Origin of the sequence: Sinomonas humi (assembly GCF_000802235.1) — a bacterium.
Classification (GTDB): Bacteria; Actinomycetota; Actinomycetes; order Actinomycetales; family Micrococcaceae; genus Sinomonas; species Sinomonas humi.
On sequence record NZ_JTDL01000104.1, the window covers coordinates 41,107 to 67,494 of the forward strand.

Sequence of the window (26,388 nt, forward strand, 5' to 3'; positions counted from 1 at the left end):
CGCCGGAGGCTGCCGAAGCGGGAGGCTTCTGAAACGACAGCCTGAGGTCCTCAGCCCCGGCGCCGCCGCTTGGACTGCGCGGGGCCGGACGCGCGGAACGCGACGAGCGGGACGAGTCGCTCTGCCTTGGTGAGCGAGCCGTGCTGCCCGACCATGGAGAAGGCGGCAGGACGAACCCGCCGTCCGTCATACAGGGCCAGCTCCCCATGGGGCGCCACGAGTATGTCCCCGATGCGCTCCTGAACTTCCGGACGGACGTCCCCGAAGAGCCCGTGCTCGATTGCCTGCCCCTTCGTCATGACCCACGCCTGCTTGCCGAAGCGCTCCTGCCACCTCTCGAGCACGCGCCGCAACGCGCCGTCGTCCGCCGGATCCTCGAGGTGGAGGTGCACCATGCGTGGCTCGCCCGCGGTGAACCTGATCCCCTCGACCAACTCCGGCTCCGCGCCGAAATCGACCCGATGATCCTCGGCGACGTCGACCATGCCGTGGTCCCCCGTCACGAGGACGAGCGTGTTGGCCGAGAGCTGCGCATCGAGCCTGCGGATGGACGCGTCAACCTCCTCGAGTGCTTCCTCCCATGCTCGTGATCCGCAGCCTGCGACATGGCCCGCCTTGTCGAGCTCGTTGAGGTAGAAGTACAGGAGCATACGTGGGGAGGCTGCGAGCGCCGCGGCGGCGGCCGTCGTCCGTGCATGAAGCGTCTCCGCGCCGATGAAGCGGCCCCCGCGAAGCGCGGCGCGCGTCATCGGGGAGCCCTCGAACTGCGGAAGACTGACGGTCGCGACCGGGATCCCGGGATCGAGGCGCTCGAACACCGTGGGGAACGGCTGCCACCTGTCGGGGTCCACGGCGGGGTCCCAGCCGTTGAGCTGGTTCACGACGCGTCCGAGGTGCGGGGCCAAGACGTCATATCCGACCATTCCGTGTTGGCCCGGGGGAAGCCCTGTGCCGAAACTCGCGAGGGATGCCGCGGTCGTACTCGGGAAGGCTGCGTCGAGTGTGGTCGGGATGTTCCCCTGCCCCGCCTGCAGCTTCCCACGGAGGAACGGCGTGTGGGCCGCGCGCTGGGTCAGCAGGGATCGCCCGAGCCCATCGACCATGACGACGCAGACCCGCGGGGCGCCCGGGAGCCCGAGTCGGTTCTCGAAGCCGTCCGCGCCGAGGGCCGCGGCACAGCTCGGCAGGACGTCGGCGATGCTCCGGCGCCCGTAGTCAGGGGCGGCGGGCAGGGTTTCAAGGGCCGCCGGAACCGGTGCTCCCGTCACTCGCGGCCCCCATGCCCCCGCGAGGGACGGCCGCCGAGGCCGGCGAGCCGCGGGCGCGAGGCGGGTGGAGGGGGCGCTGACGGGCTCTGCACCACTCGGGTGGGACTTGCGGCGTTCGCGGTGCGAAGCAGCCGCGCGAAATGCTTGGCCGTGTTCACGGCCTCAGTTCCGTCAGCCTCCGAGCTGATCCGCAGGACGATGTCCTCTTGGGCGATGCTGCCCGTATAGCCGTGATCGGCCTCGCAGTTCGGGTCCCCACAGGAAGCCGGCAGGAGATCCAGACGCTGACCGCCGGACCACGCGATGGAGAGCGTCACCTCGCGGACCGGATCGCCCGGTTCGTAGGCTGCGGGTTCTGTGAAGACGTAGCTCAGGACGACGGTCCGAACCTGGGAGAGCGGGATGGACTCAGTCGACACCTGGGCCGTCGTGCGCTGCGGGTCCGCCTCGAGCGGTGCCTCGTCGACATGCGTGATGACGAGCAGTTCGTCGGTTAGCGCGAGGACGGTGATGTGGCGCCGGACTTCCGCTCGCTCGAAGTGCGTCTCGAGGTGGACGAGGTGGGCGAGCGGCGAAGCCCCGTCGAGGGCATCGTGGACGACGTCGGCTACGAGCCGGGGGTAGAAGCCCGTGCGCTCGAGGTCTGCGCTCAAGGATCGCGCGGCCGGCTCATGGCCCGGCACATGGGAGGACGGCGTGTGGCTCATACCCTTATTCTCCCAGACAGGGCGAGGGACCCTCCAAATGGGTCGTCCGTGTGATATCGGCACGTGCAGGCTACTGTTCGGACATTGCGCGGCGCGCGCTGTCGGTGCGGTGCGCCGCGTTCCCGAGCCACACCTCTGCATGCAGCACCGTGAGCCCACGCTCGCTCACCACCACGGGCTTGAGCTCGAGCACGGAGACCTCGGGATGCCGGTCCTTGAGCAGCGACACCCTCCCGACGAGGCTCTCGAGGGCAGCCACGTCGAGGGGCGCAAGGCCTTCGTACCCGAAGAGCTTCTCGGAGGCGCGCGGTGCCCGCACGAGGTCGCAGACGTCCAGCTTCGTGAGTGGCGGAACCCGGTGGGCCCAGTCGTCGAGGAGGGCGACCGCATCCCCCGCGAGACCGAACGAGATGACAGGGCCGAGCAGGGGGTCCTCGATCGCCCGCACGACGCACGCCTGCCCGAGCGGAGCCATGCTCTGGACTTCGAGTCTCGGGGCCCCGCTCGGACCTGCAGCGAGTTCCCCGTAGCCAGACAGCGACTGCTCCATGAACCGGAACGCCGAACGGAGCGACGGTTCGTCGCGGATGTCCAGGCGAACGGTGCCCAGGTCCAGCCGATGCCGGAGGCTCGAGGACGTCGACTTGAGCGCGACGGGCCATCCGAGGGCCTCGGCCGCCGCTACGGCCTCATCCGCCGATTCGACGGCTCGCGACGGCAGCACCCCGATCCCGTAGCACGAGAGGAGGTCGGCGGCCTGCCGAGGGCCGAGCCGTATGAGGTCCGGGCCCGTGACGCCTTCGAGTTCCCTCTCGATGAGGTTCTCGGCGCCGTCGTCGTCGTGGGTCGCCTCGAAAGGCTCGCTCGCCTCGTGCGAGAGCCACTCTGTGTAGCGGACGACGGCGGCGAGGGCCGCCACAGCGTCGCCGGCGCTGGTGAACGCGGGAACGGTCGGCGAGCCGAGACCCTCGGCGCCGCGGTCGGGGATCATTCCTTCTGCGCGCTCGGGATGCCCGAGGATTCCGGTGAACGCCGCGAGGATGGCCGTCGATCGCGCCTCGGCGCATTCGGCAAGGATTTCCGCGATGGCGTCAGGCTTCACACCCGCGGTCGGAACGAGGGCGACGACGATCGAGTCGGCAGAACCTGCGTCGATGAGGTCAAGGATGCGGGCCCTCAGGGCCGGAAGCGCTATGGAACGGCCCGAGAGGTCGAGATCGGTGACGGTGTCGGTCACCGTCAGGTCGTATCCCTCGGCTCCGTCCGCCACGACACGCGCGAGCGAGGGGGCGTTCGAGAGCACGGCGACTCGTTGACCGCGCGGGAGCGGGCCCGAGAGGATCTGCGCGACGTCGACGAGCTTCTCGAGCGTCGAGACGCGGATGACGCCGGCCTGCCGCAGCATCGCGTCGAGGGCCTCGGGCGGTGCTTGCGATGTGCGGACGGCGTGACCAGGCGGCAGACGGAGGCCGAGGATTTCGCTCTTGGCCACGATGACCGGCTTGCTGCGGGCGAGTCGGCGGGCGATGCGGGAGAACTTGCGGGGGTTGCCGAACGATTCGAGGTAGAGGCCAACAGCGCTCGTCGCGACGTCGTCCTCCCAGTACTGCATCACATCGTTCCCCGACACGTCCGCCCGGTTCCCTGCCGAGAAGAGCGAGGAGAAGCCGAGCTTCCGGCGGTCGGCGGCGGCGTAGAGGGCAATGCCGATCGCGGCGGACTGGCTGAAGAGTCCGAGGCTGCCCTGCCGCGGCATCGCGGGAGCCATCGAGGCGTTGAGGCGAACATCTGGGTCCGTGTTCGCGATCCCGAGCGAACCCGGCCCGACGAGTCGCATGCCGTGGGAGCGCGCGTGGCGGACGAGCTCACGCTGGAGGGCCAGACCGCGCTCACCGTTCTCCGCGAACCCCGACGAGGCGACTACGACGCCGCGCACACCCGCTGCCGCGCACTCGGCAACCACGGCCGCGACGTCGTCGTACGCCACCGCGACGAGGGCAAGGTCAACCCGCCCGGGGACGTCCCCGATTCGCGCGTAGGTGAGCATGCCGCCGAGTTCGAGCGCCTCGGGATTGATCGCGCACACGCTTCCCGTGAAGCCTCCGTCTACGAGGTGGGCGAGCAGTTGCTGCCCGACCGATCCCCACCGGCGGCTCGCCCCGATCACGGCGACGGACCGTGGCGCGAGCAGCCCCTGGATCGAAAGTGCCTCGGCTCGGTGCTCGCGGGATTCCATCACAGCCCGCGACTTCTCCGTCGGATCGATCTCGAACTCGACGCTCACCACGCCGTCGTCGAACCGCCGGTCGAGGGCGTAGCCAGCCTCTGCGAAGACGGCCAGCATCTTGCGGTTCTCGGGAAGAACCTCGGCCGTGAAGCGGCGGATCCCGCATTCCCTCGCTGCGGCGGCAAGGTGCTCGAGCAGAATCGAGCCGATCCCGCGCCCTTGATGCCGATCGGAGATGTTGAACGCAACCTCGGCTTCGGTCGGGTCGGTAAGCCGGTCGTATCGGCCGACCCCGATGAGCTCGTCCCCGATGGTGATCACGAGCGCAACGCGATCCCGGTAGTCCACCTCCGTGAACCGTTTGAGCTCGGCCTCGGTGAGGCGGGCCTTGTAGCTGAAGAATCGAAGGTAGATGGAGCTTTCCGATTGGCCCATGTGGAATGCTTGGAGCGCTTCCGCGTCGCTTGGACGGATGGGCCGGAGGTGGGCTGTCCCTCCATCGCGGAGTACGACATCGGCTTCCCAGTGCTGGGGATATGCGCTGACCGTGCCCTCGTCCGCCATAGGCTTAGCCTAGTTCAGGCCCTGTTTTCCCAGCCCTCTTCGCATACGTAAGGATTCAGCAAGCGTTGGCACGTCGATCCACCCCGTCCGGGAAGTCCTCCGATATGCTCCCACTCGGCGAAGTCCCGGCCGAGAACATCACGGACATCGACGTCGCGTCGGAGATGGAGACGTCCTTCCTCGAGTACGCGTATTCGGTCATCTACTCCCGCGCACTTCCGGACGCCCGGGACGGCCTCAAGCCCGTCCAGCGCCGGATTCTCTACATGATGAGCGACATGGGGTTGCGCCCCGATCGCGGCCACGTGAAGAGCGCCCGAGTCGTGGGCGAGGTGATGGGCAAACTCCATCCGCACGGCGACGCCGCGATCTACGACGCCATGGTGCGCATGGCACAGGACTTTGCCCTCCGTCTCCCGCTCATCGATGGTCACGGCAACTTCGGCTCCCTCGACGACGGGCCCGCGGCGCCGCGCTATACGGAAGCGCGTATGGCTGCCGCGGCCCTCGCCCTCACGGACGACCTGGACGAAGATGTTGTCGACTTCGTGCCGAACTACGACAACCAGATCATGCAGCCGGAGGTCCTCCCGGCAGCGTTCCCCAACCTGCTCGTCAACGGCGCCTCCGGCATTGCCGTCGGCATGGCGACGAACATGGCGCCCCACAACCTCGCGGAGGTCGTTTCGGCGGCGCAGCTCGTCATCTCGAACCCGGACACCACGCTCGAGGAGGTCATGGAGCTCGTCCCGGGCCCGGATCTGCCCTCAGGCGGCCGCATCGTCGGCCTCGACGGCATCCGGGACGCATACCGGACCGGCCGCGGCTCCTTCCGGACGCGCGCTACTGTCGCTGTCGAGCAGCTCACGGCCCGCCGCACCGGGCTTGTTGTGACTGAGCTTCCCTACATGGTCGGTCCCGAGAAGGTGATCGAGAAGATCAAGGACGCCGTCGGGTCGAAGAAGCTCCAGGGCATCAGCGACGTCATCGACCTCACCGACCGCAACCACGGCCTGCGCCTCGTGATCGAGCTCAAGAACGGGTTCAATCCGCACGCCGTCCTGGAGCAGCTCTACCGCTACACCCCGCTCGAGGATTCCTTCGGCATCAACAACGTCGCCCTTGTCGACGGGCAGCCACAGACGCTCGGGCTCCTCCCGCTTCTTCGGGTCTACGCAGAGCACCGGATCTCGGTCGTTCGGCGCCGGACCGCCTTCCGGCTCGGCAAGCGCAAGGACAGGCTCCATCTGGTCGAGGGCCTCCTCGTGGCCATTATGGACATCGACGAGGTCATCCAGATCATCAGGACCTCCGACGAGGCCGCTGCGGCGCGCACACGGCTCATGGCGGTCTACGATCTCACGGAGATCCAGGCCAACTACATCCTCGAACTGCGCCTTCGGCAGCTCACGAAGTACTCCCTGATCGAACTTGAGAAGGAACAGGACGAGCTGCGCCGCGAGATCGCGGAGCTCGAAGCGATCCTCGGCTCCGACACGCTCCTTCGCCAACTCGTGTCCGGTGAGCTCGGCGAGATCGCCGCGAAGTACGGCACTCCGCGGCGCACGCTGCTTCTCGACGCAGAGGATCAGGCGCCCGCGGCCGCGCGCGCCCTCGCCGCCGCAAACAATGCGAAGGACGGCGAGAAGAAGGCCTCTGGGAAGGCAACAGCACTGGCTCTGGAGATCGCGGACGAACCGTGCTGGGCGATCCTTACCGCGTCTGGCAACATCGCCCGCACGGCGAATGCGGACGCTCTCGCCGAGGGCGGTCCACGCGTGCGGCACGACGTCTTCCGTTCAGTCGTGCGGACGACGGCGCGCGGCGAGCTGGGTGCCGTCACCTCGACGGGGCGCATGGTCCGCCTTCAGGCGGTCGACCTCCCGGTCCTCGCGCCGGCCGCGGGCCTTCCGAACCTCGCGGGAGGCGTCCCTGCGAAGGACTTCGTCTCCTTGGGGAAGGGCGAATCCCTCGTCGCGCTCGTACCGCTCGACACCGTCGTGGCACTGGGGACTGAGCAGGGAATCGTCAAGCGCCTGAGCCCCGAGTACCCCCTCAACAGGGAGGACTGGGAGGCCATCACGCTCAAGCCAGGCGATCGCATCATCGGCGCCGCACCGGCGAGCGACGAGGACTCCCTCGTGTTCATCTCCGAGCAGGCACAGCTCCTCCACTACCCCGCCTCCAGCGTCCGGCCCCAAGGGCGCACCGCCGGCGGCATGGCAGGCATGCGACTCGGGGACGGGGACAAGGCTCTGCACTTCGGCGTCGTCGCATCAGGTGACGAGAGCGCCGTCGTCGTCACCATCGCGGGGAGCCGAGATGCCCTCCCCGGCACCGCGCCCGGAACCGCGAAGATCACACCGTTCTCCGAATACCCCGCGAAAGGCCGCGCGACCGGAGGGGTGCGGGCTCACCGTTACCTCAAGGGCGAGGACGTGCTGCTCGTCGCCTGGGCAGGGCACGGTCCTGCCAAGGCCTCCTCGACCGCCGGCGTCGCGCGCTCCTTGCCGACCGAGCCCGGCCGAAGGGACGGCTCCGGAGTCCCGCTCTCACAGCCAGTAGAAGAGGTCGGCCCGAGCTTCGTGTGATCCCCGAAACCCGGACCGACCTCGCAGTCCGCGCGGCATGAGCGGTACGAACCCTAGCGGCGGTAGCCTCCGCCCCTAGGCCGAGGTACCCGAGGCGACCGGGTCCTCGCCGGAGACCTGTGCCTCCAGCGCGGTCGCTTCGAGATCGATGCCTGCCTGTTCCGCGGCCGCAACCGCGGCCGGGTGGTCGAGCGGAAGCTGGACGGCCTCGCCGTCGGCAGCAACGACGACCGGCACGTCGGCGAGCGGCATGTGCGTGAGGTCGATGAGCGGGTCCTCTTCCTGGTTCTCGACGACGTCTAGCGCCTCCGCGTCCGATTCGACGCTCGGCATCGATCCCGGAAGAGGCCGCCCCGCAGACTCCTGGAGGAAGAAGATCGCGGCACCGCCCACGAGTGAGGTGGCCATGAGGTAGTACGCGGGCATCATGTCGTTGCCCGTCGCCTTGATGAGGGCGTCGACGATGAAAGGCGTCGTTCCCCCGAAGATCGCGACGGCGAAGTTGTAGGCGATGCCCATCGCGCCGTAGCGGCTTGCGGTCGGGAACTGTGCGGGCAGCGCCGAGGCGAGGTTCGCGACGTAGAACGTCACGGGGAACGCAACCAGGGCAAGTCCGGCGAGCGTGGCAGGGACGCTGCCGACGCCGATCAGGAGGAATGCCGGGATCGACAGGACGATCGTGCTCACGGCGCCGATCCACAGGACGGGGCGCCGGCCGATGCGGTCAGAGAGCTTGCCCGTGAGCGGAATGCACAGGCTCATGACGACGAGCACCGGGATCGTGAGAAGGGTGCCGTGAAGCTCGTCGTAGCCCTTCGACTCCGTGAGATACGTCGGCATGTAGGACGTCAAGGCATAGCCGACGGTGTTGGCCGCAGCTACGACGACCATCGCGACAAGGATCGGCCGCCAGTAGGAGCGGACGATGCCGATAGGGCCCTTGGTCGCAGCCTCGTCGTTGGCCGCCAGTTCGTGCACGGAGCGCTCCTGCGCCTCGAGTGCGGCTTGGAACGTCGGGCTCTCCTCGATGCGGAGGCGGAAGTAGATCGCAATCGCCCCGAGCGGGCCCGCGGCGAGGAACGGAATCCTCCAGCCGTACTCACCCATGGCGGCCGAGCCAAGCGTCATCTGCAGGACGGACACAAGCGCGGCACCCACTGCGAAGCCGAGGTAGCTGCCCATGTCCAGGAAGCTCGCGAAGAAGCCGCGACGGCGGTCCGCGGCGTACTCGCTCACGAACGTCGTGGCCCCGGCGTACTCTCCACCCGTCGAGAAGCCTTGGACCAGCTTCACGATCACGAGCAGGACCGCCGCCCACACTCCGATCTGGTCGTAGCCGGGCAGCAGGCCGAGGGCGAACGTCGACGCTGCCATCATGATGAGCGTCGCGGCGAGCACTCGCTGGCGTCCGATCTTGTCGCCCAGCCAGCCGAAGAAGACTCCCCCGGCTGGGCGGGCCACGAAGGTTGCCGCGAACGTGCCGAGCAGGAAGAGCGTCTGGACGGAGGCGTCCGCCTCCGGGAGGAAGACCGGGCCCATCGTCGTGATGAGATAGCCGAACACTCCGACGTCGTACCACTCCATGGTGTTGCCGACGATGGTCCCACCGATCGCGCGGTGAAGCATCGAGCGGTCGACGACGTTGACGTCGTCGACCCTGAGCTTGCGCTTCCGGAATGAGATGCGGCGCCGCGGCGTCGCACGCCGCGCCCTCTCGTCTGAGGCCGACTTGTCGGTTCCCGGCTCGCTCACGCGACCGGAGGCGGTCTGGTCGAGGTCTCTCGGCATTCTCTCTTCTCTCGAGGCTTTATCGATGAGGCTGTCTTGCTGTGACTCTTTGCCGCCCACTGTCGGGCAGCCAACGAGTCTAGTAGCTGCAAGTGATTGAGCACCCTCGGATGAGCCGGAAGGAGAATGAGCGGAATCACACTCCGCGTCGATTCTGGCTCCGAAGAGACGGGACGGCGGCCTCGACGACTCCACGAGAATTCCCATAACGAAAGGGATCGGGGCCCGAGCAGCCTTCGTTTGGACAAGGCGTCGGGTCAGCGAAGGCAGAACGCACCCAACGTTATCTTTTCGTGATCAAAGGAGAGGACGCGGGGACGGTCTTCCACGGAATTGTGAGCACGGCCACTCCCTTCCCCCGGACGGCTAAACTCCGGTCATGGCGATCATTCCGGACACTAAAGACTGGACGTGGGTCTTGGACCGCGTCTGCCCCGAGTGCGGCTTCGATGCCGACAGCCTCACGCCTCAGGACGTTGCACGAAGGCTCGACACGGCCCTGCCGAGATGGGATGCCGTGCTGGGCCGTGACGACGTACTGGAACGCCCGGATGCCGCTACCTGGTCACCTCTGGAGTACGCCTACCACGTGCGTGACGTCTTCGAGGTGTTCCGGGGGCGTCTCGCGCTTATCCTCGCCGAGGACGGAGCGCGGTTCGATGACTGGGACCAAGACGCCGCCGCTGTCGAGAAGGCGTACGCGGACGCCGACCCGGCGGTGGTGCGCGAGGAACTGGCAGCCCAGGGCGCGCGGACCAGAGATGCCTTCGCGAAGGTCCCCGAGGACGCCTACGAGCGCCGCGGGCTGCGGAGCAACGGCTCAGAATTCACGGTCTTGACCCTCGCGCGGTATTTCCTGCACGACGTCGAACATCACCTGCACGACGTCCGCGGCTAGCCAACAAGCGCGAGCCTCCGCACGCCGTCGTCCAGCGCATCCAGCCGCACGAGCAGATCCCCGTCCCTGAGCTCGGATGCGCGGTGGGTCACCATGACGACGCTGCGATCCACGAGCGCCGAGTGCAGGCCCGAGATGAGCTCTTGCGCCGCTTGCGGGTCGAGGTGCGCCGTCGGCTCGTCGAGGAGCACGACGGCGGCATCCGCCACGAGCGTGCGGGCGACAGCGAGCCGTTGCCGCTGGCCGCCGGAGAGCTCTGAGCCCCTGCTCCCGATGCGGGAATCGAGGCCGCCGGGGAGAGACCGGACATGATCGCCCAAGCCCACGCGGTCCAGCACCTCCCACAGCTCGGCATCGCTCGGCACCTCGGTACGGTCTCGGGAGATCGCAAGGTTTCCGCGAACGGTCGAATCGAAGAGGTGCGACTCCTGGGGGCACCAGGCGATTCTGCCGCTGGCCTCCACGCTCCCGGACCGAGGCGGAAGAAAGCCGAGGAGGACGGCGAGGAGCGTTGTCTTGCCGCTTCCCGACGGCCCTGCAACCACAAGCCACTCCCCCGGCGCGGCCTTGGCCGAGAGGTTCGCCAAGACGTTCGGCTGGCCCGGCCAACCGGCCGAGAGCCGATCGATTGAGAGGCCGGCATTCGCGGGGCCGGGCGCGCCCCCGCCGCTGCGGGTGCGGCGCGGAGCGTCGTCGTCGGAGGTCGCCCCGACCCGAGCAAGAGCCGAGCCGAGCGCCGGGATCCGCTGGACAGCGCTGCTCGCGGCGGCGAGGGGCTCGGCGAGCGCGAGTTGCACGAGCACGACTGCTGCGGCCGTGCTTGTGGCGACGCCTGCGGTGGCTGGTGTGGCGAGCGTCGCGGCAGCGGCGAGGCCGGTCGCGAGAATCACGAGCGCTCGGCCAAGCCCCTCCGCAGCGACGCCGCGCCGCTCGAGCGCCGTGAGCCGCTTGTCCTCAGCGCGCAGGCGAGCCAGGACGGGTCCCACGAGTCGATTGGCAGCAAGGTCAGGGGCCGCCGCAAGCGCTTGTCCGATGGACTCGAGAAGGCGCGCGCTGCCCTGCTGGGTGGCGCGCGCACCGCGGCGATCGGCCCAGGCAGTCGCAAGCGGCGCGACGACGACCGAGACCACGATGGCAAGCGCGAGAACGGGAAGCTGTGCCGGCAGGAGGATGCCGACGGCGACGAGGGCACCGATGGCGAGGAGCACGGCGGTCGCGATTGGCTGGAGAATCCGCGGAAGTTCGTCGCGGACGGACTCGGCGTCCGCGACGAGGCTTTCGAGAGCGGCTCCGGGGACAAGCAGACGCCGGGCGCTCAGCCCCTTGCTCGTGAGGGCCTCCCAGAGCCGGTCTCGGAGGCGGGTGAGCGTCGAGAACACGGCCGAGTGGGTGGCAAGCCGCTCGGCGTAGCGGAGGGCGGCCCGCGTGATGCCGAAGAAGCGGACCCCGACCATTGCCGCAAGCAGGTAGAGGATGGGCGGATGCTCCGCGGCGCGGACGATGAGCCAGCCGGAGAGGCCGGCGAGGGCTGCAGCCGCGGCAGCGGCTCCGGCGCCCGAGAGTGCTGCGAGGGCGTAGCGGCTGAGATCCGGGCGGATGAGCCGCCAAAGGCTTCCAAGCCATGGGCGGTCTTCGGAGTCGGGGACCTCGCCGCGCCGCGCCGGAGCGGCATCCACGTCGCGCTCCGAGACCGCGAACCTGCTGGAGGGCGCAGGCGACTCGTGGTCCTCGATCCCTTCGGTCGGAACCAACTCGATGCGCGTCCGGGCGAGGGCAGCGGTCTGGGGATCGTGCGCTACGAGCACCACCGTGGCGCGGCCTCTCAGGCTCGCGATGGCCGTCTCGACCGCGCTCGCCGAGCGGGCGTCGAGGTGTGCGGTCGGCTCGTCGAAGAGGACGAGCGTGGCGCCGGCCTCGACTCGGAGGAGCCCGCGGGCGACGGCGATGCGCCGCTGCTGTCCGGGGCTCAGCTCGGCGGGACTCGCCTCGGCGAGATCGGCGCAGCGCACCGCCTCGAGGGCCCGGTACACGGCGGATCCCATGCTCTTGGGTGCGAGTCCATCTGCGGCGAGTTCGAGCTCCGCCGCGACCGTCGGCTCCGTGAATTGCGGGTGCTGTGGGACGTACGCGATGCGGCGCGCCTCGGCGCCCGACACCCGACCGCTGACCGTCGCCCCTGCGCCATCCCGTACGAGGCCTGCGAGGGCCAAGAGCACCGTTGTCTTGCCTGCACCGCTCGGGCCCGCGAGCAGCGTGGCCTCCCCCGCTGGCGCAGTGAATGACAAGCCCTGCACGGCCGCGCGTGCCCGGCCGTCGTAGCGGACGGTGAGCCGCTCGACGCAGAGCTCGGCCGGTCCGTTCGGCAACCCCTCGTCCTGACGCTCGTCCTGGCCCGCGTCCGCGCGTCCGGCCGCGTCAGCGGCTGAGAGACGCGTCCCGGCTGGAGCTGCGATCGCATCCTCTGCACGCCGGAGTGCTTCAGCCCCGTCCTCGCTCGCGTGGTGGGCCGCCCCGAGGTCGCGGACCGGTTGGAAGCATTCGGGAGCGAGCACGAGGGCGAGCAGTCCCGCCTCGAGCGGCATGTCGCCGCTCACGAGGCGGATTCCGATGAACACGGCGACGACCGCGACCGAGATGGTCGAGAGCAGTTCGAGGGCGAGGGAGGACATGAACGCGACCCTCAGGGTTCCCATCGTCCGGTTCGAGAAATCCTCGGAGAGCGCGCGCAGGGCCTTGCGCTGCTCGGCTGCGCGTCCGAGGCCAACGAGGACCGGGAGGCCCTGGGCAAGTTCCACGAGGTGGGATCCGAGGCGGGCCAAGGCTTGCTGCGCCACGGAGACGCGGTCCTCGGTGTGCTTGCCGATCAGGATCATGAAGATCGGGACCAGCGGGAGGGTGAGCGCGATGATGAGGGCGCTCACCCAGTCGGCGCCGAGGATCCGCAGACCCACGAGCAGCGGGACGGCGGCGCACTGGACAAGGGCCGGAAGGTACGCGGTGTAGAAGGAATCGAGGCCGTCGAGTCCTCGCACGGCGAGGACCGCGGTCGCCGCGGCCGACGACGCAACGCGCCGGTCGGCGTCGTCCGCTCCCCCGCCGACGCTCCCGCCGCGCTCGAGTGCCGCGCCGACCAGCCGCGCCCGCAAGTCCTCCCGGACCCCCACAGCCGCCCATCGCCCGGCCTGCAGTGACCCCCATTCGGAGAGGCCCCGGAGAAGCACGCCTGCCGCTGCGGTGAGGGCTGCCCCGCGCCAGTCGGTGTGTCCGGCGAACGCCCCGGCGAGGCCAGAGGCGACGCCTTGGGCGATGAGGATGAGCGCGGCAGCCTTGACGACGGCGAGGACGCTCAGGAGCGCGAGCGCGGCCTTGGTCGCCCGGCCGTTGGGAATGTGGGGGCGCATGAGTCAGGCCCCCACTGGCGGTTCCGGCACCTCACGGCCCGTCACGAGGCGCGTGAGGAAAGCGGGGACGACGTTGTGGGCTGCCGGGATGCTCCCCAAGGTGATGCGCTTGCGGAACACCCAGTACGTCCAGCTCTGGTAGACCAGCACGAGCGGAAGACCGATGAGGGCCACGATCGACATGAGGCCCAGGGTGTACGGCGAGGACGAGGCCGTTGCGACGGTCAGATTGTTGGCCGGATCCAAGGTGGAGGGAAGCACCACCGGGTAGACGGCGCTGAAGATCGCCGCCGCACCGGCGGCCAGGAACAGCGCCATGAGGAGGAACGCGCGCCCCTCGGAGCCGCGGCGCGCAAGCATCCACGAGGCCACGGCAGCCATGGCCGCCACAGCTGTGAGGGTCCAGCTCCACCACGCGCCGCTCCGGAGCTGGATCGCGATCACCCACGCGACGAGCGGGAGGACACCGAGAGGCATCCAGCGACGGAAGGCGAGGTGAGCGCGGAGCCGGATCTCGCCGTCGGTCTTGAGGGCGAGGAACGCGAGCGCATGCACGAGCGCAAAGCCGACGACGGCGGCGCCTCCCAACGCTGCGTAGCCGCTGAACCACGCGAACGCTCCCCCGACGCGGTCGCCGTTGGCGTCGAGCGGCAGGCCCGTCGTCGTGAGGGCAAGCATGGCGCCGACGCAGAACGCGGCGAAGAAGGAACCCAAGACGATCGCCCAGTCCCACGCGGCCGTCCAGCGCGCCGAGGCGATCTTGCCCCGGTACTCGAAGGCGACGGCGCGGAAGATCAGCGCGACGAGCGCGAGCGTGAGGGGAAGGTACAGGCCCGAGAACAAGGATGCGTACCACCGAGGGAACGCCGCGAACGTGGCGCCTCCCGCGGTGATGAGCCACACCTCGTTGCCATCCCAGACCGGACCGACAGTGTTGAGCAGGACACGGCGCTCGTCATCGTCGCGGGCGAAGAGCTTCATGAGCATGCCGACGCCTAGGTCGAAGCCTTCGAGGAAGAGGTAGCCGATCCAGAGGACGGCGACCGCACAGAACCAGACCGTGGGGAGATTCATGATCCACTCACTCCTTAGTAGGCGAAGGCCAGGACGTCGTCGGACTGCTTGTGCTCGCCGTCGTCGTCGTGCTTCTCGGCGAGCTCAGGCATGGCGGACGCTACGCCGCCGCGCGTGTAGCGCCAGAGCAGCCGTACCTCGACGACCATGAGCGCTGCGTAGACCACACAGAAGACGATGAGCGAGGTCAGGAGTTCCCCCGCGCTCACGCCCGGCGAGACGGCGGCGGCGGTAAACATGAAGACCTGGTCGAAGCTGCCTGCCATCGATGGATTCGGGGCGACGACGAAGGGCTGGCGGCCCATCTCCGTGAAGATCCAGCCCGCGGCATTGGCGCCGAAAGGAGCGAGAATGCCGACGACGGCGAGCCGCATGAGCCACCGGGCTTGGGGAACCGTGCCCTTGCGCGTGAGGTAGAGCGCGACGGCGGCGGCGAGCGCGGCGAGCCCCCCGAAACCGATCATCATTCGGAAGCCCCAGTAGGTGACTTCCATGACGGGGACGTACTGGATCGCCTCGCCAGCGCGATCACCGTAGATCGGGTTGTTGGGCAGATTCTTCCCGTACTGGGCCTGATACTGCGGGATCAGGCTGTTCACGCCCTTGACGTCGGTGTTGAAGTCGCCGTGGGCGAGGAACGAGAGCAGGCCCGGGATTTCGATGACGGCGGCGACATTCGAGCAGTCCTTGGAGCCGACGTCGCCCACGGAGAGAACCGAGAAGCTCGTGCCGTCGTGGCACGCTGCCTCTGCCGCCGCCATCTTCATGGGCTGCTGGACGAACATGAGCTTGCCCTGGATGTCTCCGGTGACGGCTGTTCCCGCGAAGGAGATCATCGCTACAACGGCCCCGATGCGCAGGCTTCGCAGCCAGACTCGGTGATCGATGCGATCGCGTCCGGGAAGGTCCGGGTTTTCGCCGGGGATGACGCGGCCGTCTTCACCCACCGTATCGATCCCGTCCTTGCGGCGCTGCCAGAGGTGGTACCAGGAGATGCCGAGCAGGAACGCGCCGGCTACGCCGAGCGAACCCAGGAGCGTGTGCGGCACGGCCACGAGAGCGGTGTTGTTCGTGAATACTGCCCACGCATCCGTCATGACCGGGTGGCCATTGACGACCTTGACGCCGACGGGATGCTGCATCCAGCTGTTGGCCACGATAATGAAGTAGGCCGAGATGGCGGAGCCGGCGACTGCGCACCACAGCGCGGCGAGGTGGAGACCCGGGCGGAGGAGCTTCCAGCCGAAGATCCAGAGCCCGAGGAATGTCGACTCGACGAAGAAGGCGAGCAACGCCTCCAGGGCAAGGGGGGCGCCGAACACGTCCCCGACGAAACGGCTGTACTCGCTCCAGGCCATGCCGAACTGGAACTCCTGCACGAGGCCCGTCGCCACGCCCATGATGAAGTTGATCAGGAAGAGCTTTCCCCAGAACTTCGTCATCCGGAGGTACTCGGGCTTGCGGGTGCGGAACCAGACGGTCTGCATGACTGCGACGACGAGGCCGAGGCCGATCGTGAGCGGGACCATCATGAAGTGGTAGACGGTGGTGATGCCGAACTGCCAGCGGGCGATTTCCAAGGCGTCCATGTGCGCTCCTGTCGGGGGCGGAAAGCCGTCTTCTACAATTCGTAGAAGACTGACTTCTACAAAGTGTAGAACACTCGCAGGGCACGCAAGAACTCGTGGAGCTTCCACTTAGGCCGAGGAGGGGCACGACGCGCGTGCTCTTGAACACTTTTTCTTCTACCTCGCGTAGAATGGATAGCGGGACTCATGGGACATCACCTGCGATGTCATCCAACTGAGACCCGCATCGCCCGTCACGGAAGGACACAACGATGGCAAGCCTGGGGGAGCTCGAGCGCTCGGTCATGGACCAGCTCTGGTCGACAGCGGACGCCGCAACGGCCAACGAGCTCCGAGATCGTCTCGCGCAGAGCGAAGTGCAGAGCAAGGACCTCGCCGTCACGACCGTCCTCACCGTTCTCTCGCGTCTCGAGAAGAAGGGCCTCGTGGAGCGCGAGCGCGGCACGCGCCCGCACCGGTACCGGGCCATCTCGACTCGTGAGGACCACACGGCGCGCCTCATGCACGAGGCACTCGGCACGGCACCCGACCGCGAGGCAGTCCTCGCCCGTTTCATCGGGAGCGTGACCGAGGCCGAAGCGGCCACCCTCCGCAGACTCCTCACCCGGGGCTGACGCACAAGCCGCTCGTCGCCGAGGACGTCCGTGCTCGCAGCCTCGTATCTCCTCGCACTGCTGGCAATCCTGCTCGCGTGGCCGGTGCCAGTGGCCCTCTCGCGCGCCCAGTGGACCTCGCGTTCGCCGTTCGCCGCCATGGTGCTGTGGCAGTCGATTGCGCTCGCCGGCGGGTTGTCGATGATCGGGGCGATGCTCGTGTACGGCCTCCAGCCGTTGGGCGACAACCTCCTACAGGCGATCGGGCGCGCTGCATCCCTTGTTCTCGAGAACAAGGCCTCTGACGAGCTGCAGTTCTGGCATCTCTTCGCTCTCTGCGCCGCTGCGCTGCTCGGGACGCACCTTGTGTTCACCCTTGGGCTCACTTACGCCCGCATCACGAGCCAGCGTCGCAGGCACAGGGAACTCCTCGAGGTGCTCAGTCTGCCCTCCGGCGCGATCGAGCGGACCCTTGTCATCAATCATCCGGCGCCGGTCGCCTACTGCCTCCCCGGCGGTTCAAGATCCGTCACGGTCCTCTCCGACGGACTCGTCGAGGCGCTCTCGTCCGGCGAACTGGCCGCCGTCGTCGAACACGAACGGGCCCACCTCACGCAGCGGCACCATCTCCTGCTCTGGGCCTTCGAGGCCTGGCGCCAGGCGCTTCCGTGGCTTCCGACCTCACGACTGTCCCGCGAAGCGGTCTCTTCTCTCGTCGAGATGCTTGCGGATGATGTCGCCCGCAGGACCGCCCCAGACGAGGTCCTCGTCCGGGCCATCGCCCTCGTTGCGGTGGGAAGCGCTGGGTCCGCACCGGATCCAGCCGAGGCGTCGCTGGGAAGCTCTCGCACACCGGGGACCGCCGGGCCTTCGGACGACGGCGAGGCCTCGGTGGCCGCACGCCTCAGCCGGCTCCTGACTCCGCAGCCTCAGCTCACCGCCGCACAGACGACGGCGGTGCTTGCCGTCTCGGGGCTCATGCTCGCCGTGCCGACGGCGCTCCTGTTGGCTCCGGGGCTCGTCACCTGATCCCCAGCTGCCGTGGCCGCGGCCGCGTCAGGCGTCGATGCGCTCGCGATCGAGGTTCGCGCTCCCGGAGACGATGAAGTCCTTCCGTGGCGCGACTTCGGAGCCCATGAGGAGCTCGAACACCTCCTCGGCGCGCTGCGCGCTCTCGATCGTGACCCGCCGCAGGCTCCGGTGGCGCGGGTCCATGGTCGTCTCAGCCAGCTGATCCGCGTCCATCTCGCCGAGCCCCTTGTAGCGCTGGATCGGCTCCTTGTACCGGCGCCCCTCGCCCTCGAGCCGCTTCAGCAGAGCATGCAGCTCGCCTTCGGAGTAGGTGTAGATCATCTCGTTCGCCTTGCTCCCGGCGTTGACCACCTCCACCCGGTGCAGCGGGGGCACCGCAGCGTAGACGCGGCCTTCCTCGATCATGGGGCGCATGTACCGGAAGAAGAGCGTGAGGAGGAGCGTCCGGATGTGAGCGCCGTCGACGTCCGCGTCGGTCATGAGGATGACCCGGCCGTAGCGGGCCGCCTCGATGTCGAAGCTGCGTCCTGATCCGGCCCCCACAACCTGGATGAGCGCCGCGCACTCCGCGTTGGAAAGCATGTCCCCCACGGAGGCCTTCTGGACGTTGAGGATCTTGCCGCGGATCGGCAGGAGCGCCTGGAACTCGGAGGAGCGCGCATGCCGTGCGGTCCCGAGCGCGGAATCGCCCTCGACGATGAAGAGCTCCGAACGGGTGACGTCGTCCGTGCGGCAGTCGATGAGCTTGGCAGGCAGGGTCGAAGACTCAAGTGCGGTCTTGCGACGCTGCGTCTCCTTGTGCAGGCGCGCGGTGACGCGCGACTTCATCTCGTTGACGACCTTCTCGAGCAGGACCGAGGTCTGGTTGCGGTCCCCACGGGCTGTGGAGGCCAGCTTGGCACCGAGTTCTTTCTCGATCACCTTGGAGACGATCTGCCGGACCGGGGCCGTCCCGAGGATCTCCTTCGTCTGGCCCTCGAACTGCGGCTCGGCCAGCCGGACGGTCAGGACCGCTGTGAGCCCGGCCATGACGTCGTCCTTCTCGATCTTGTCGTTGCCGGCCTTCAGCTTGCGGGCATTCGCTTCGACCGCCTTCCGGAAGACCTTGAGCAGCGCGGCTTCGAAGCCAGCCTGGTGCGTGCCGCCCTTGGGGGTCGCGATGATGTTGACGAACGTACGCACCGTCGTGTCGTAGCCCACTCCCCAGCGCATCGCGACGTCGACGTCGCAATCGCGCTCCACTTCGGCGATCTGGCTGTGTCCGCGTTCATCGAGCACGGGCACGGTTTCCTTGAACGTCCCCGAGCCGTGGAGGCGCCAGGTCTCCGTGACCGGCGCGTCAATCGCGAGGAAGTCCACGAACTCGGAGATGCCGCCGTCGTGGTGGAACACCTCCTCGTGAGGGCCCGACTCTCCCGGCGTCCCCGGCAGCCGCCGCTCGTCCCGGACGGTGATCCGGAGACCCGGGACCAGGAACGAGGTCTGGCGCGCCCGCCCAACGAGCTCGTCGTAGGAGAACTTGGCATCCGGGGTGAAGATCTGGCGGTCCGCCCAGTACCGGATGCGCGTTCCCGTCACCCCACGCTTCGCCTTGCCGACGACGTCGAGGACGGAGTCGTCGACGAAGGGGTCGAAGGGCGCGTCCGGGCTCAGCCGCGAGCCATTGTCGGCGAAACGGCCGGGCTCACCCCGGCGGAAGGACATCTGGTACGTCTTCCCGCCCCGATCAACGTGGACGTCGAGACGCGCCGACAACGCGTTCACGACCGAAGCCCCAACACCATGGAGGCCACCCGACGCGGTGTAGGAACCGCCCCCGAATTTGCCGCCCGCGTGCAGCTTGGTGAACACGACCTCGACGCCAGTCAGGCCCGTCTTGGGTTCGACGTCGACAGGGATGCCTCGCCCGTCGTCGTGCACCTCTACAGAACCGTCCGGGTGAAGGATGACCTTGATGTCGTGACCGAATCCCGCAAGCGCCTCATCCACCGAGTTGTCGATGATCTCCCAGAGGCAGTGCATGAGACCGCGCGAGTCGGTCGAACCGATGTACATGCCAGGGCGCTTGCGCACCGCCTCTAGCCCTTCGAGGACAGACAGATGCCTAGCGGTGTATTCAGAGCTCGGGGTCACGCTCGAGGGGCTCCTTCGCGGTGCAGAGGAAGGCGCGCTGGAGGCGCACGCACTACCGTTACAGGGTAGTCGCCTCCGCGTCAGTTCCCTCTCGCGCCACCCGGAAGGGCGTCGAATAGAGGCCAAACCCGCCTTAGGGCGTTGCTCCCGTTATTGAACATTGATACGCCGCGAGCGAAAAGCGTCCCCTTTATGGAAGGTCTGGCGAGGGACGGGGTGTTAGATGGGTAAGACCACCGTGGAACCGCCCGGTATCTGTGAAGGAGGCCAAGATGACTTCAGCCCTTGCGGATCGCACCCTGACCGCCGTCGACCGCTGCGACCGCTGCGGCGCCCAGGCCTACGTCCGAGTGGTTCTCGAGACGTCCGGCGGGGAACTCCTGTTCTGCGCCCACCATGCGCGCGCGGTCGAGGGGCGGCTGCGCCCACTCGCGTCGCACTGGCACGACGAAACGGACCGGCTGACCGAGCGGGCAGCCGTACCAGAGGACTAAAGCCTGACTGCAGACGCTACAGCAGACGGAGAGGGCCCGGACACCGAATGGTGTCCGGGCCCTCTTGTGCTGGCCTCGCTTGTGCTGGCCTCGCTTGTCCTGGCCTCGTCAGGTGCTGGGCTCGCCGAAACGAGCCCAGCGGAGTCGGCTTAGTCGAGGTAGTCGCGCAGGACTTGCGAACGCGACGGGTGCCGCAGCTTGGACATGGTCTTCGACTCGATCTGGCGAATACGCTCGCGCGTCACGCCGTAGACCTTGCCGATCTCGTCCAGCGTCTTCGGCTGACCATCGGTAAGGCCGAAACGCATCGCGACCACACCGGCCTCACGCTCGGAGAGCGTGTCGAGGACCGAATGCAGCTGCTCCTGCAGGAGCGTGAAGCTCACTGCGTCGGCCGGAACAACGGCCTCCGAATCCTCGATGAGGTCGCCGAACTCGGAATCGCCGTCTTCGCCGAGCGGCGTGTGCAGCGAGATAGGCTCGCGCCCGTACTTCTGCACCTCGACGACCTTCTCGGGCGTCATGTCGAGTTCCTTGGCCAGCTCCTCCGGAGTTGGCTCGCGCCCGAGGTCCTGCAGCATCTGCCGCTGCACGCGGGCGAGCTTGTTGATGACCTCGACCATGTGAACGGGAATGCGGATCGTTCGAGCTTGGTCCGCCATGGCACGCGTAATGGCCTGTCGGATCCACCACGTGGCGTACGTGGAGAACTTGAAGCCCTTTGTGTAGTCGAACTTCTCGACCGCGCGGATGAGGCCCAGATTTCCTTCCTGGATGAGATCCAAGAAGAGCATGCCGCGCCCGGTGTAGCGCTTGGCGAGGGAGACGACCAGTCGGAGGTTCGCCTCGAGCAGATGGTTCTTGGCCCGCTCGCCGTCGTGGACGATGCGCTCGAGGTCATGCCGGTACTGGACGTCGTAGCTTGCGCCCTCTTCCTCAAGCTTGTGCTTGGCGAAGAGTCCGGCCTCGATGCGGAGCGCGAGGTCGACCTCCTGCTCTGCATTCAGCAGAGCAACCTTGCCGATCTGCTTGAGGTAGTCCTTGACGGGGTCTGCCGTAGCACCGGCAGAGGTCACCTGCTGGACGGGTGCATCGTCTTCGTCGGCGTCAGAGATGACCATGGCGGCGGAAGTCCCGGGGGCTGCCTTCCCTTCGCCGTCTTCCTCGACGTCGGTCTCGGCCGCGATCTCCTCCTCACCGGGAGTCACCGCATCAAGATCCGTGGCTTCCGTTTCGAGGTCCTCGGTCCCGACGGCATCCTCAGGAGCATCTCCCTTTGGGGACGTCTTCGTGGCCGCTGCGTCGCTGCTGGCAGACTTCCGCGCAGTCGCCTTGGCCTTGGTTGCGGTCGTGCTCTTGGAGCGCGAGCCCGCCGAAGCGCGCCTGGTGGATGCAGCCTTGCGCGCCTCGGTATCCACCGTGGCCTTCTCAGCTGTTTCCTTCTCCGTGGGGGGCGTCACGATCACCTTCCTGCCGCTGTCCTGGCGCCGCCATGAGGGCAACACCACTATGACCCTGTCAAGTCCGTGCTTCGCGCAGAACGCGTTCCGGACCGAAGGGTCTTATCTATCAACCCCTCGGCTGCCAGATTCGTTCCCGCAGGTTCGAAATTAACGGGGAGATTCTGGCTTCCAGTGCTCGGACCCGACCGGGTCTGTCGTCTATTGTCGCATGACCACGCCCCCACGGCGGCATTCACGCGCCCAAAGACCTAGGCGGCCTCGCCCATACGACGCCACGCCGTCTCCGGACTCCGTGCCCAGCCCGCGAGGTCTCCCCTGTCGATCACGCGTGCCAGCAGGTCCGCGAAGCGGTAGCCCGGGATCGCGGACAGCGACCTGCGGAGGAAGCCCGCCGCCTTCGAGCCCCTTCCCCGCGCCCAGCAGATCCACCCGAGGACCGCAAGCGCGGGCGCCCGAATCTCGGGTTCTTCCCTTTCGACGAGCAGCCGCATGATCCGCTCGAGCCGTTCGATCCGCTCCCACTGCGGACGCTCACGTGTCTGGCCGAGAATGACCGCCCCGAATTCGAGCGCAGCGTCGATCTCTGTCGATTCGGTCTCCTGCTGCTCCTCCCAGGTTCCGACTCGGGCACTCACTTCCTCGGAGCTGAGCCCCCCGGCCAGAGCCGGCGCACCCACAGCTGCTCCGCGCGGACTGGAATCGAGCACGCCGATGGCCCGGCTTCCATGCCAAGCCGCAGACCCGCCGAGCGCTGCGCCTACAATCACAGCATCCCGAAGAGCTGGCCGGACCAGCGATGCGGCGAGGAGCCGCAATCGCTCGTCTGTAGGAATTCGTCCCGTCGAAAGCGCCTCGTCCCAGACGGCGAGCGCCGCCGCAAACTGGCCTGGAGCCCACCAGTCCTCCTCGGACTCTCTGCGGGGACCAACTTGCGCCGGCGTTTGGGCCCGCTCAGCCGAGGCCCTGGGTCCAGCCTCAGGCTCCGCCCCGAAAGCGCTCCCCCGATACACGAGTTCAGCGTTCACCCGGCTCGCCCTGATCGTCTCGACGGACTGGCCGGGCCACGGACAGCACTCCGTTTGGTCGCACAGGAGGCTGCGCCAGGTGTGCTCGCCGACGAGCCACGCGTCGAGAAGCGGAATCCCGAGATCGGCAAGGGCGGCGCGGACAGCTGTCACAGCCGCACCGTGCGGAGGTACGTTGATGTCCCGCCATTCCACTGCCGAATACAGGGCCAGGACGGCCGAGTCCGCGAGCGGATCGGTGATCAGGTATTCGGCCACGGTTCCGGCGAAGCATTCAAGCTCGTCTGGTTCGAGGGCGCCGGGGAGGTCCACGCGGACTGAGACGCCGACGGAGCCGGCTCCGAGGGTGATGGCCACGAGGCTTTCCTGGGGCCACTCCCCCAAGGCGTGGGGAATGTAGCCAAGGAGGTCCTCGGGTTCACGCACCGACAGCACGTCGCAGCGATCGGGTTGGGAGGCGGTCGGGAAGTGCTCGTTGCTCTCGTCCATGCCGCAAGTCTTGATGCCCACAGGCGGCCGGCACGTGCGGATGCGTGGCTATGTGGACAACGGTAGGAAATGAGCACCGAAAGCTGGGGTGGGGAGGAGAAGTTGTGAGTGGGCTAGGTCTAGCTTTCGGCCTCTGCTGTGCGCCGAGATCGGTAGTCGGCCCATGCGGTGCGGACAGCCACAAGCAAGGGAGCAACGTGCACGCCGTTTGCTGCCAGCTGCCGACGGACCTTCCGTCGCACGCGAAGGACCATGACGGCCCCGAACGCCATGACGAGCAGCTGGACAGCGAGCGCCACCCGGAACGCGCTGAGGGAGTAGAGGCCAGCCGGGGAAAGCCCCATGGCGTGTTGGACGTCCAGGAGCCAGCCGACGAGGAACATCGTGATGAGGGCCGCGACGAATCCGCCTGAATTGACGATGCCCGTCGCTGTGCCGAGACGATGCGACGGATTGAACGTGCGGGCGAAATCGAATCCGATCATGGATGACGGCCCGCCTACGGCAAGCGCTGCAACGAGGACCACGAGCAGCCAGAACGGCGCCTGCCCGGGATACACGAGGACGACGGCCCACACGAGCGCGGTCAGCGCCGTGATGAGCAGGACGAACGTCGACCGGCGGAGCGGGTGCCTCGAAACGAACCGGCCCACGGGCGGTCCTGCGAAGAGCGCTACGACGACGAAGAAGGACATGAGCCCGGCTGCGGAGCCAGAACTGTACCCTTCCCCTGCCACCAGGAAGGGGAACCCCCAGGCCAAGGCGAACACGTTTCCGCTGAACTGGACCGTGAAGTGGCTCCACAGTCCGAGACGGGTGCCCGGCTGGCGCCAGGCCGCGGCCAGAACGGCCCGCGTGCCCTCTGGCTGCGTCTGCTGGGCGGGTGCCGACCCTTCGGGTGCGTTGCGCAGCAGGGCGAGAACAAGGACGACGACGAGGGCCGACATCGACGCCAGCGAGAGGAAGCCTGTCGTCCACCCGCTCGCATGCAGGAGCGCAAGGAAGGGGATGACGCTGACGAGCTGGCCGAGCATTCCGAGCATGCCGGTGAGCTGGGTGAGCAGGGGCGACCGCTTTGCGGGGAACCAGAGTGGGACAAGCCGCAGCACCGAGACGAACGTCATGGCGTCGCCCATCCCGACGAGCATCCGGCCGATGATTCCCGTCACAACGGAGTCGGCGACGGCGATCTGGAGTTGGCCGAGTCCCATGAAGACGGCTCCGGTGGCCACCATGATCCGCGAACCGAACCTGTCGACGAGCATGCCGACCGGCACCTGAAGCGATGCATAGACTACGAGCTGGAGCACGGTGAAGGACGAGAGCACCGCCCCGCCGACATGGAAGCGGGCCGAGGCCTCGAGACCTACGACGCCGAACGACGTCCGCTGCATCACGGCCACGAGGTACGCGAAGACCCCGATCCCCCATACCATCCACGCGCGCCAGCTATTCACTCCTCCGATCCTAGTCGGCGGGCGCGCCGCCTCCCCGGGCGTCGTCGTCGTTTGCCTCAGTGTCCTTCGTCTCCTCTTGGGAGGCGAGGTAAGCCTCGACGGCGGCGCCGAGTACTTCGGCGTCGGGAAGCTCTCCGCTCATCGCAGCCAGGAGTGAGCGGCGCGGCGCATCCGCCGAACGTTCGTCGAATCGCTCCTCGAGCCCCTCCACAAGCTCCCTGACGTCGTCCGAGCCCGCGACTTGCTCGGCGATCTGCCTTTCGACCTCACGGTTGGCCTCGCGGAGCCGGTCGGTGGGCAGCATGAGCGAGGCCGCGGCGCCGAGATGCTCAAGGGCCGTCACGGCAGCAGCCGGGTATTCTGCCTCTGCCAGATAGTGCGGTGTGTGCACGACGAACCCTACGACGCTGCGGCGGGCCTCGGTGAGATGGAGTTCGAGGAGATGGCCGATCGCCGCGGGAACGCTGACGACGGGTTTCCAACGGGAGATTCCGTCGACGAGGTCAGGCCGATTTCCGTGCACGGTGACGCCGAGCGGACGAGTGTGCGGAACCGGCATCGGGATGGAATGCGTCCACAGGACGAGGCGAACGTCCAGCTTCTCGACAAGCTCGACGACGGCTCGCGAGAACCTCTCCCACTGGAAGTCGGGCTCGGGACCTGCGAGGAGAAGGTATGGCTGGCCGAGCCCGTCGACGAGCGCGTAGAGCGCCAGCCGATGGGGGGTGTAGCCCTCAAGGTGGTCCTCGACGAAAGTGATCCGCGGGCGGCGGGCCCTGTAGTCGATGAGGGCATCGACGTCGAATTCGGCGACGGTGCGAGCAGTTCCCTCCCCAAGGAGCTCTCCGGTGATCTGCTCCACGGCATGGCCCGCATCAGCGAAGCCGGTGAAGCCCATGAGCATCGGCAGGCCCTGCAGATCAGGGTCTGCCAGGAGCTCCTGGGCTGCGGCATACAGGCCAGCGGGGTCCTGAAGCGGCCCGCCTCGGGCGTGGTCCATCTGGCTTTGGCTCCTCTCGTGGTCCTCTGAACGTCAACGGCATACGGCCGCTCATCATTCCACGACAGGTCATGATCGGTCCTACGCAGGCCAGGTGGAAGACGACGTCGAAGACCATGGCAAGAGTCTGCGTTGCGGCCTTGCGAGCGTCCCAATGGTCTCTTCCTCGGCATGGTGTTGAGCCATGTGGTCACGGGTCGCCTGATGGGGGGTGATTCGGGCGCTGATCCTGGCGCCTCGGATGGTCTGGCATTCAGTCCAGTCCAGTCGTTCGCCGCAGTAGCCGCATTGCGTCGTGATGGTGTTCGTTATCCGCTCTGGGTTTGCCATGGCTTAAGCGTCGGAGCCGGCGTGCGCGGGATGGTCGTGTTCGCTGGAAGTTCTTCTCATGTTCGCAGCCTTGTCATCAGGGCTGCTGCTGGGGAAGTGGCAGGGGCGACTGTTCATTTGTGGATGGTTGACTTCTTGGCCATCGCAATTCCGGTCGACTCCTCCAGCACTGAGTGCCCGTGCGGGCTGCCGACGGCGCGGACTCGGTAGCAGGGAGGACCGGCTACGATCGGAAGTCCGGAGCGGGACCGCTCTCCCACCCGAA

Annotated in this window: 17 protein-coding genes; 5 read left to right on the forward strand and 12 right to left on the reverse strand. The window is 67.7% G+C overall.

Translation table 11 applies throughout. The annotated features are described in order from the left end of the window. Positions 1 to 50 precede the first annotated feature (50 nt). From LK10_RS09775 to LK10_RS09785, 3 genes are all read right to left on the reverse strand, one after another. Positions 51 to 1,268 (reverse strand): alkaline phosphatase family protein, encoded by a 1,218-nt coding sequence (locus LK10_RS09775; protein WP_043122978.1) that lies wholly within the window; start codon positions 1,266 to 1,268, stop codon positions 51 to 53. After that, a complete protein-coding gene (locus LK10_RS09780) occupies positions 1,265 to 1,975 on the reverse strand; it encodes a DUF5998 family protein (RefSeq protein ID WP_052207176.1) in 711 nt (236 codons plus the stop codon). The genes LK10_RS09775 and LK10_RS09780 overlap by 4 nt, the downstream gene beginning before the upstream one ends. A 70-nt stretch (positions 1,976 to 2,045) precedes the next feature. After that, entirely contained in the window at positions 2,046 to 4,766 is a 2,721-nt protein-coding gene (locus LK10_RS09785; protein ID WP_043122980.1) for a bifunctional acetate--CoA ligase family protein/GNAT family N-acetyltransferase, read from the reverse strand. Between the two features lie 104 nt (positions 4,767 to 4,870). Here LK10_RS09785 and LK10_RS09790 point away from each other — a divergent pair, with 104 nt between their 5' ends. Beyond that, positions 4,871 to 7,357: a DNA gyrase/topoisomerase IV subunit A gene (locus LK10_RS09790; RefSeq protein ID WP_156144125.1), complete on the forward strand. Its 2,487-nt coding sequence runs from the start codon at positions 4,871 to 4,873 to the stop codon at positions 7,355 to 7,357. A gap of 75 nt (positions 7,358 to 7,432) precedes the next feature. Here LK10_RS09790 and LK10_RS09795 read toward each other — a convergent pair whose 3' ends face one another. After that, positions 7,433 to 9,145, reverse strand: a complete 1,713-nt coding sequence (locus LK10_RS09795) for an MFS transporter (RefSeq protein ID WP_081998428.1) — start codon at positions 9,143 to 9,145, stop codon at positions 7,433 to 7,435. Positions 9,146 to 9,524: 379 nt separating this feature from the next. Between LK10_RS09795 and LK10_RS09800 the strand changes: the two genes are divergently transcribed. Then, positions 9,525 to 10,043 (forward strand): DinB family protein, encoded by a 519-nt coding sequence (locus tag LK10_RS09800; RefSeq protein WP_043122984.1) that lies wholly within the window; start codon positions 9,525 to 9,527, stop codon positions 10,041 to 10,043. Here LK10_RS09800 and cydD read toward each other — a convergent pair. The 3 genes from cydD to LK10_RS09815 are packed head-to-tail and all read right to left on the reverse strand — an operon-like array spanning position 10,040 to position 16,107. Continuing rightward, positions 10,040 to 13,444: a thiol reductant ABC exporter subunit CydD gene (gene cydD / locus LK10_RS09805; RefSeq protein WP_043122986.1), complete on the reverse strand. Its 3,405-nt coding sequence runs from the start codon at positions 13,442 to 13,444 to the stop codon at positions 10,040 to 10,042. The genes LK10_RS09800 and cydD overlap by 4 nt on opposite strands. A 3-nt stretch (positions 13,445 to 13,447) precedes the next feature. Further along, positions 13,448 to 14,518 (reverse strand): cytochrome d ubiquinol oxidase subunit II, encoded by a 1,071-nt coding sequence (cydB, locus tag LK10_RS09810; protein ID WP_043122989.1) that lies wholly within the window; start codon positions 14,516 to 14,518, stop codon positions 13,448 to 13,450. 14 nt (positions 14,519 to 14,532) lie between these two features. Continuing rightward, positions 14,533 to 16,107, reverse strand: a complete 1,575-nt coding sequence (locus tag LK10_RS09815) for a cytochrome ubiquinol oxidase subunit I (RefSeq protein WP_043122991.1) — start codon at positions 16,105 to 16,107, stop codon at positions 14,533 to 14,535. Positions 16,108 to 16,358: 251 nt separating this feature from the next. On the opposite strand from LK10_RS09815, the gene LK10_RS09820 reads away from it, so the two are divergent. Together LK10_RS09820 and LK10_RS09825 are read left to right on the forward strand one after the other, a co-directional pair. Next, a complete protein-coding gene (locus LK10_RS09820) occupies positions 16,359 to 16,721 on the forward strand; it encodes a BlaI/MecI/CopY family transcriptional regulator (RefSeq protein WP_043122994.1) in 363 nt (120 codons plus the stop codon). Between the two features lie 30 nt (positions 16,722 to 16,751). Further along, positions 16,752 to 17,729: a M56 family metallopeptidase gene (locus LK10_RS09825; RefSeq protein WP_043122997.1), complete on the forward strand. Its 978-nt coding sequence runs from the start codon at positions 16,752 to 16,754 to the stop codon at positions 17,727 to 17,729. A gap of 27 nt (positions 17,730 to 17,756) precedes the next feature. Here the strand turns inward: LK10_RS09825 and LK10_RS09830 are convergent, their stop codons facing one another. Then, positions 17,757 to 19,865: a DNA gyrase/topoisomerase IV subunit B gene (locus tag LK10_RS09830; protein ID WP_043122998.1), complete on the reverse strand. Its 2,109-nt coding sequence runs from the start codon at positions 19,863 to 19,865 to the stop codon at positions 17,757 to 17,759. A gap of 272 nt (positions 19,866 to 20,137) precedes the next feature. Here LK10_RS09830 and LK10_RS09835 point away from each other — a divergent pair, with 272 nt between their 5' ends. Continuing rightward, the gene (locus LK10_RS09835) at positions 20,138 to 20,359 is read left to right on the forward strand and encodes a DUF7455 domain-containing protein (protein WP_043123000.1); all 222 of its coding nucleotides are present in this window, start codon (positions 20,138 to 20,140) and stop codon (positions 20,357 to 20,359) included. A gap of 149 nt (positions 20,360 to 20,508) precedes the next feature. Here LK10_RS09835 and LK10_RS09840 read toward each other — a convergent pair whose 3' ends face one another. The 4 genes from LK10_RS09840 to LK10_RS09855 form a co-directional block, all read right to left on the reverse strand. After that, on the reverse strand, positions 20,509 to 21,819 hold the full coding sequence (locus tag LK10_RS09840; protein ID WP_043123238.1) for an RNA polymerase sigma factor: 1,311 nt from the start codon (positions 21,817 to 21,819) through the stop codon (positions 20,509 to 20,511). 251 nt (positions 21,820 to 22,070) lie between these two features. Next, positions 22,071 to 23,336, reverse strand: coding sequence for a DUF4192 domain-containing protein (locus tag LK10_RS09845; protein ID WP_043123003.1), 1,266 nt, complete (start codon positions 23,334 to 23,336; stop codon positions 22,071 to 22,073). Positions 23,337 to 23,455: 119 nt separating this feature from the next. Continuing rightward, positions 23,456 to 24,793 (reverse strand): MFS transporter, encoded by a 1,338-nt coding sequence (locus LK10_RS09850; protein ID WP_043123006.1) that lies wholly within the window; start codon positions 24,791 to 24,793, stop codon positions 23,456 to 23,458. A gap of 10 nt (positions 24,794 to 24,803) precedes the next feature. After that, entirely contained in the window at positions 24,804 to 25,793 is a 990-nt protein-coding gene (locus LK10_RS09855) for a proteasome assembly chaperone family protein (RefSeq protein WP_052207177.1), read from the reverse strand. Positions 25,794 to 26,388: the final 595 nt, after the last annotated feature.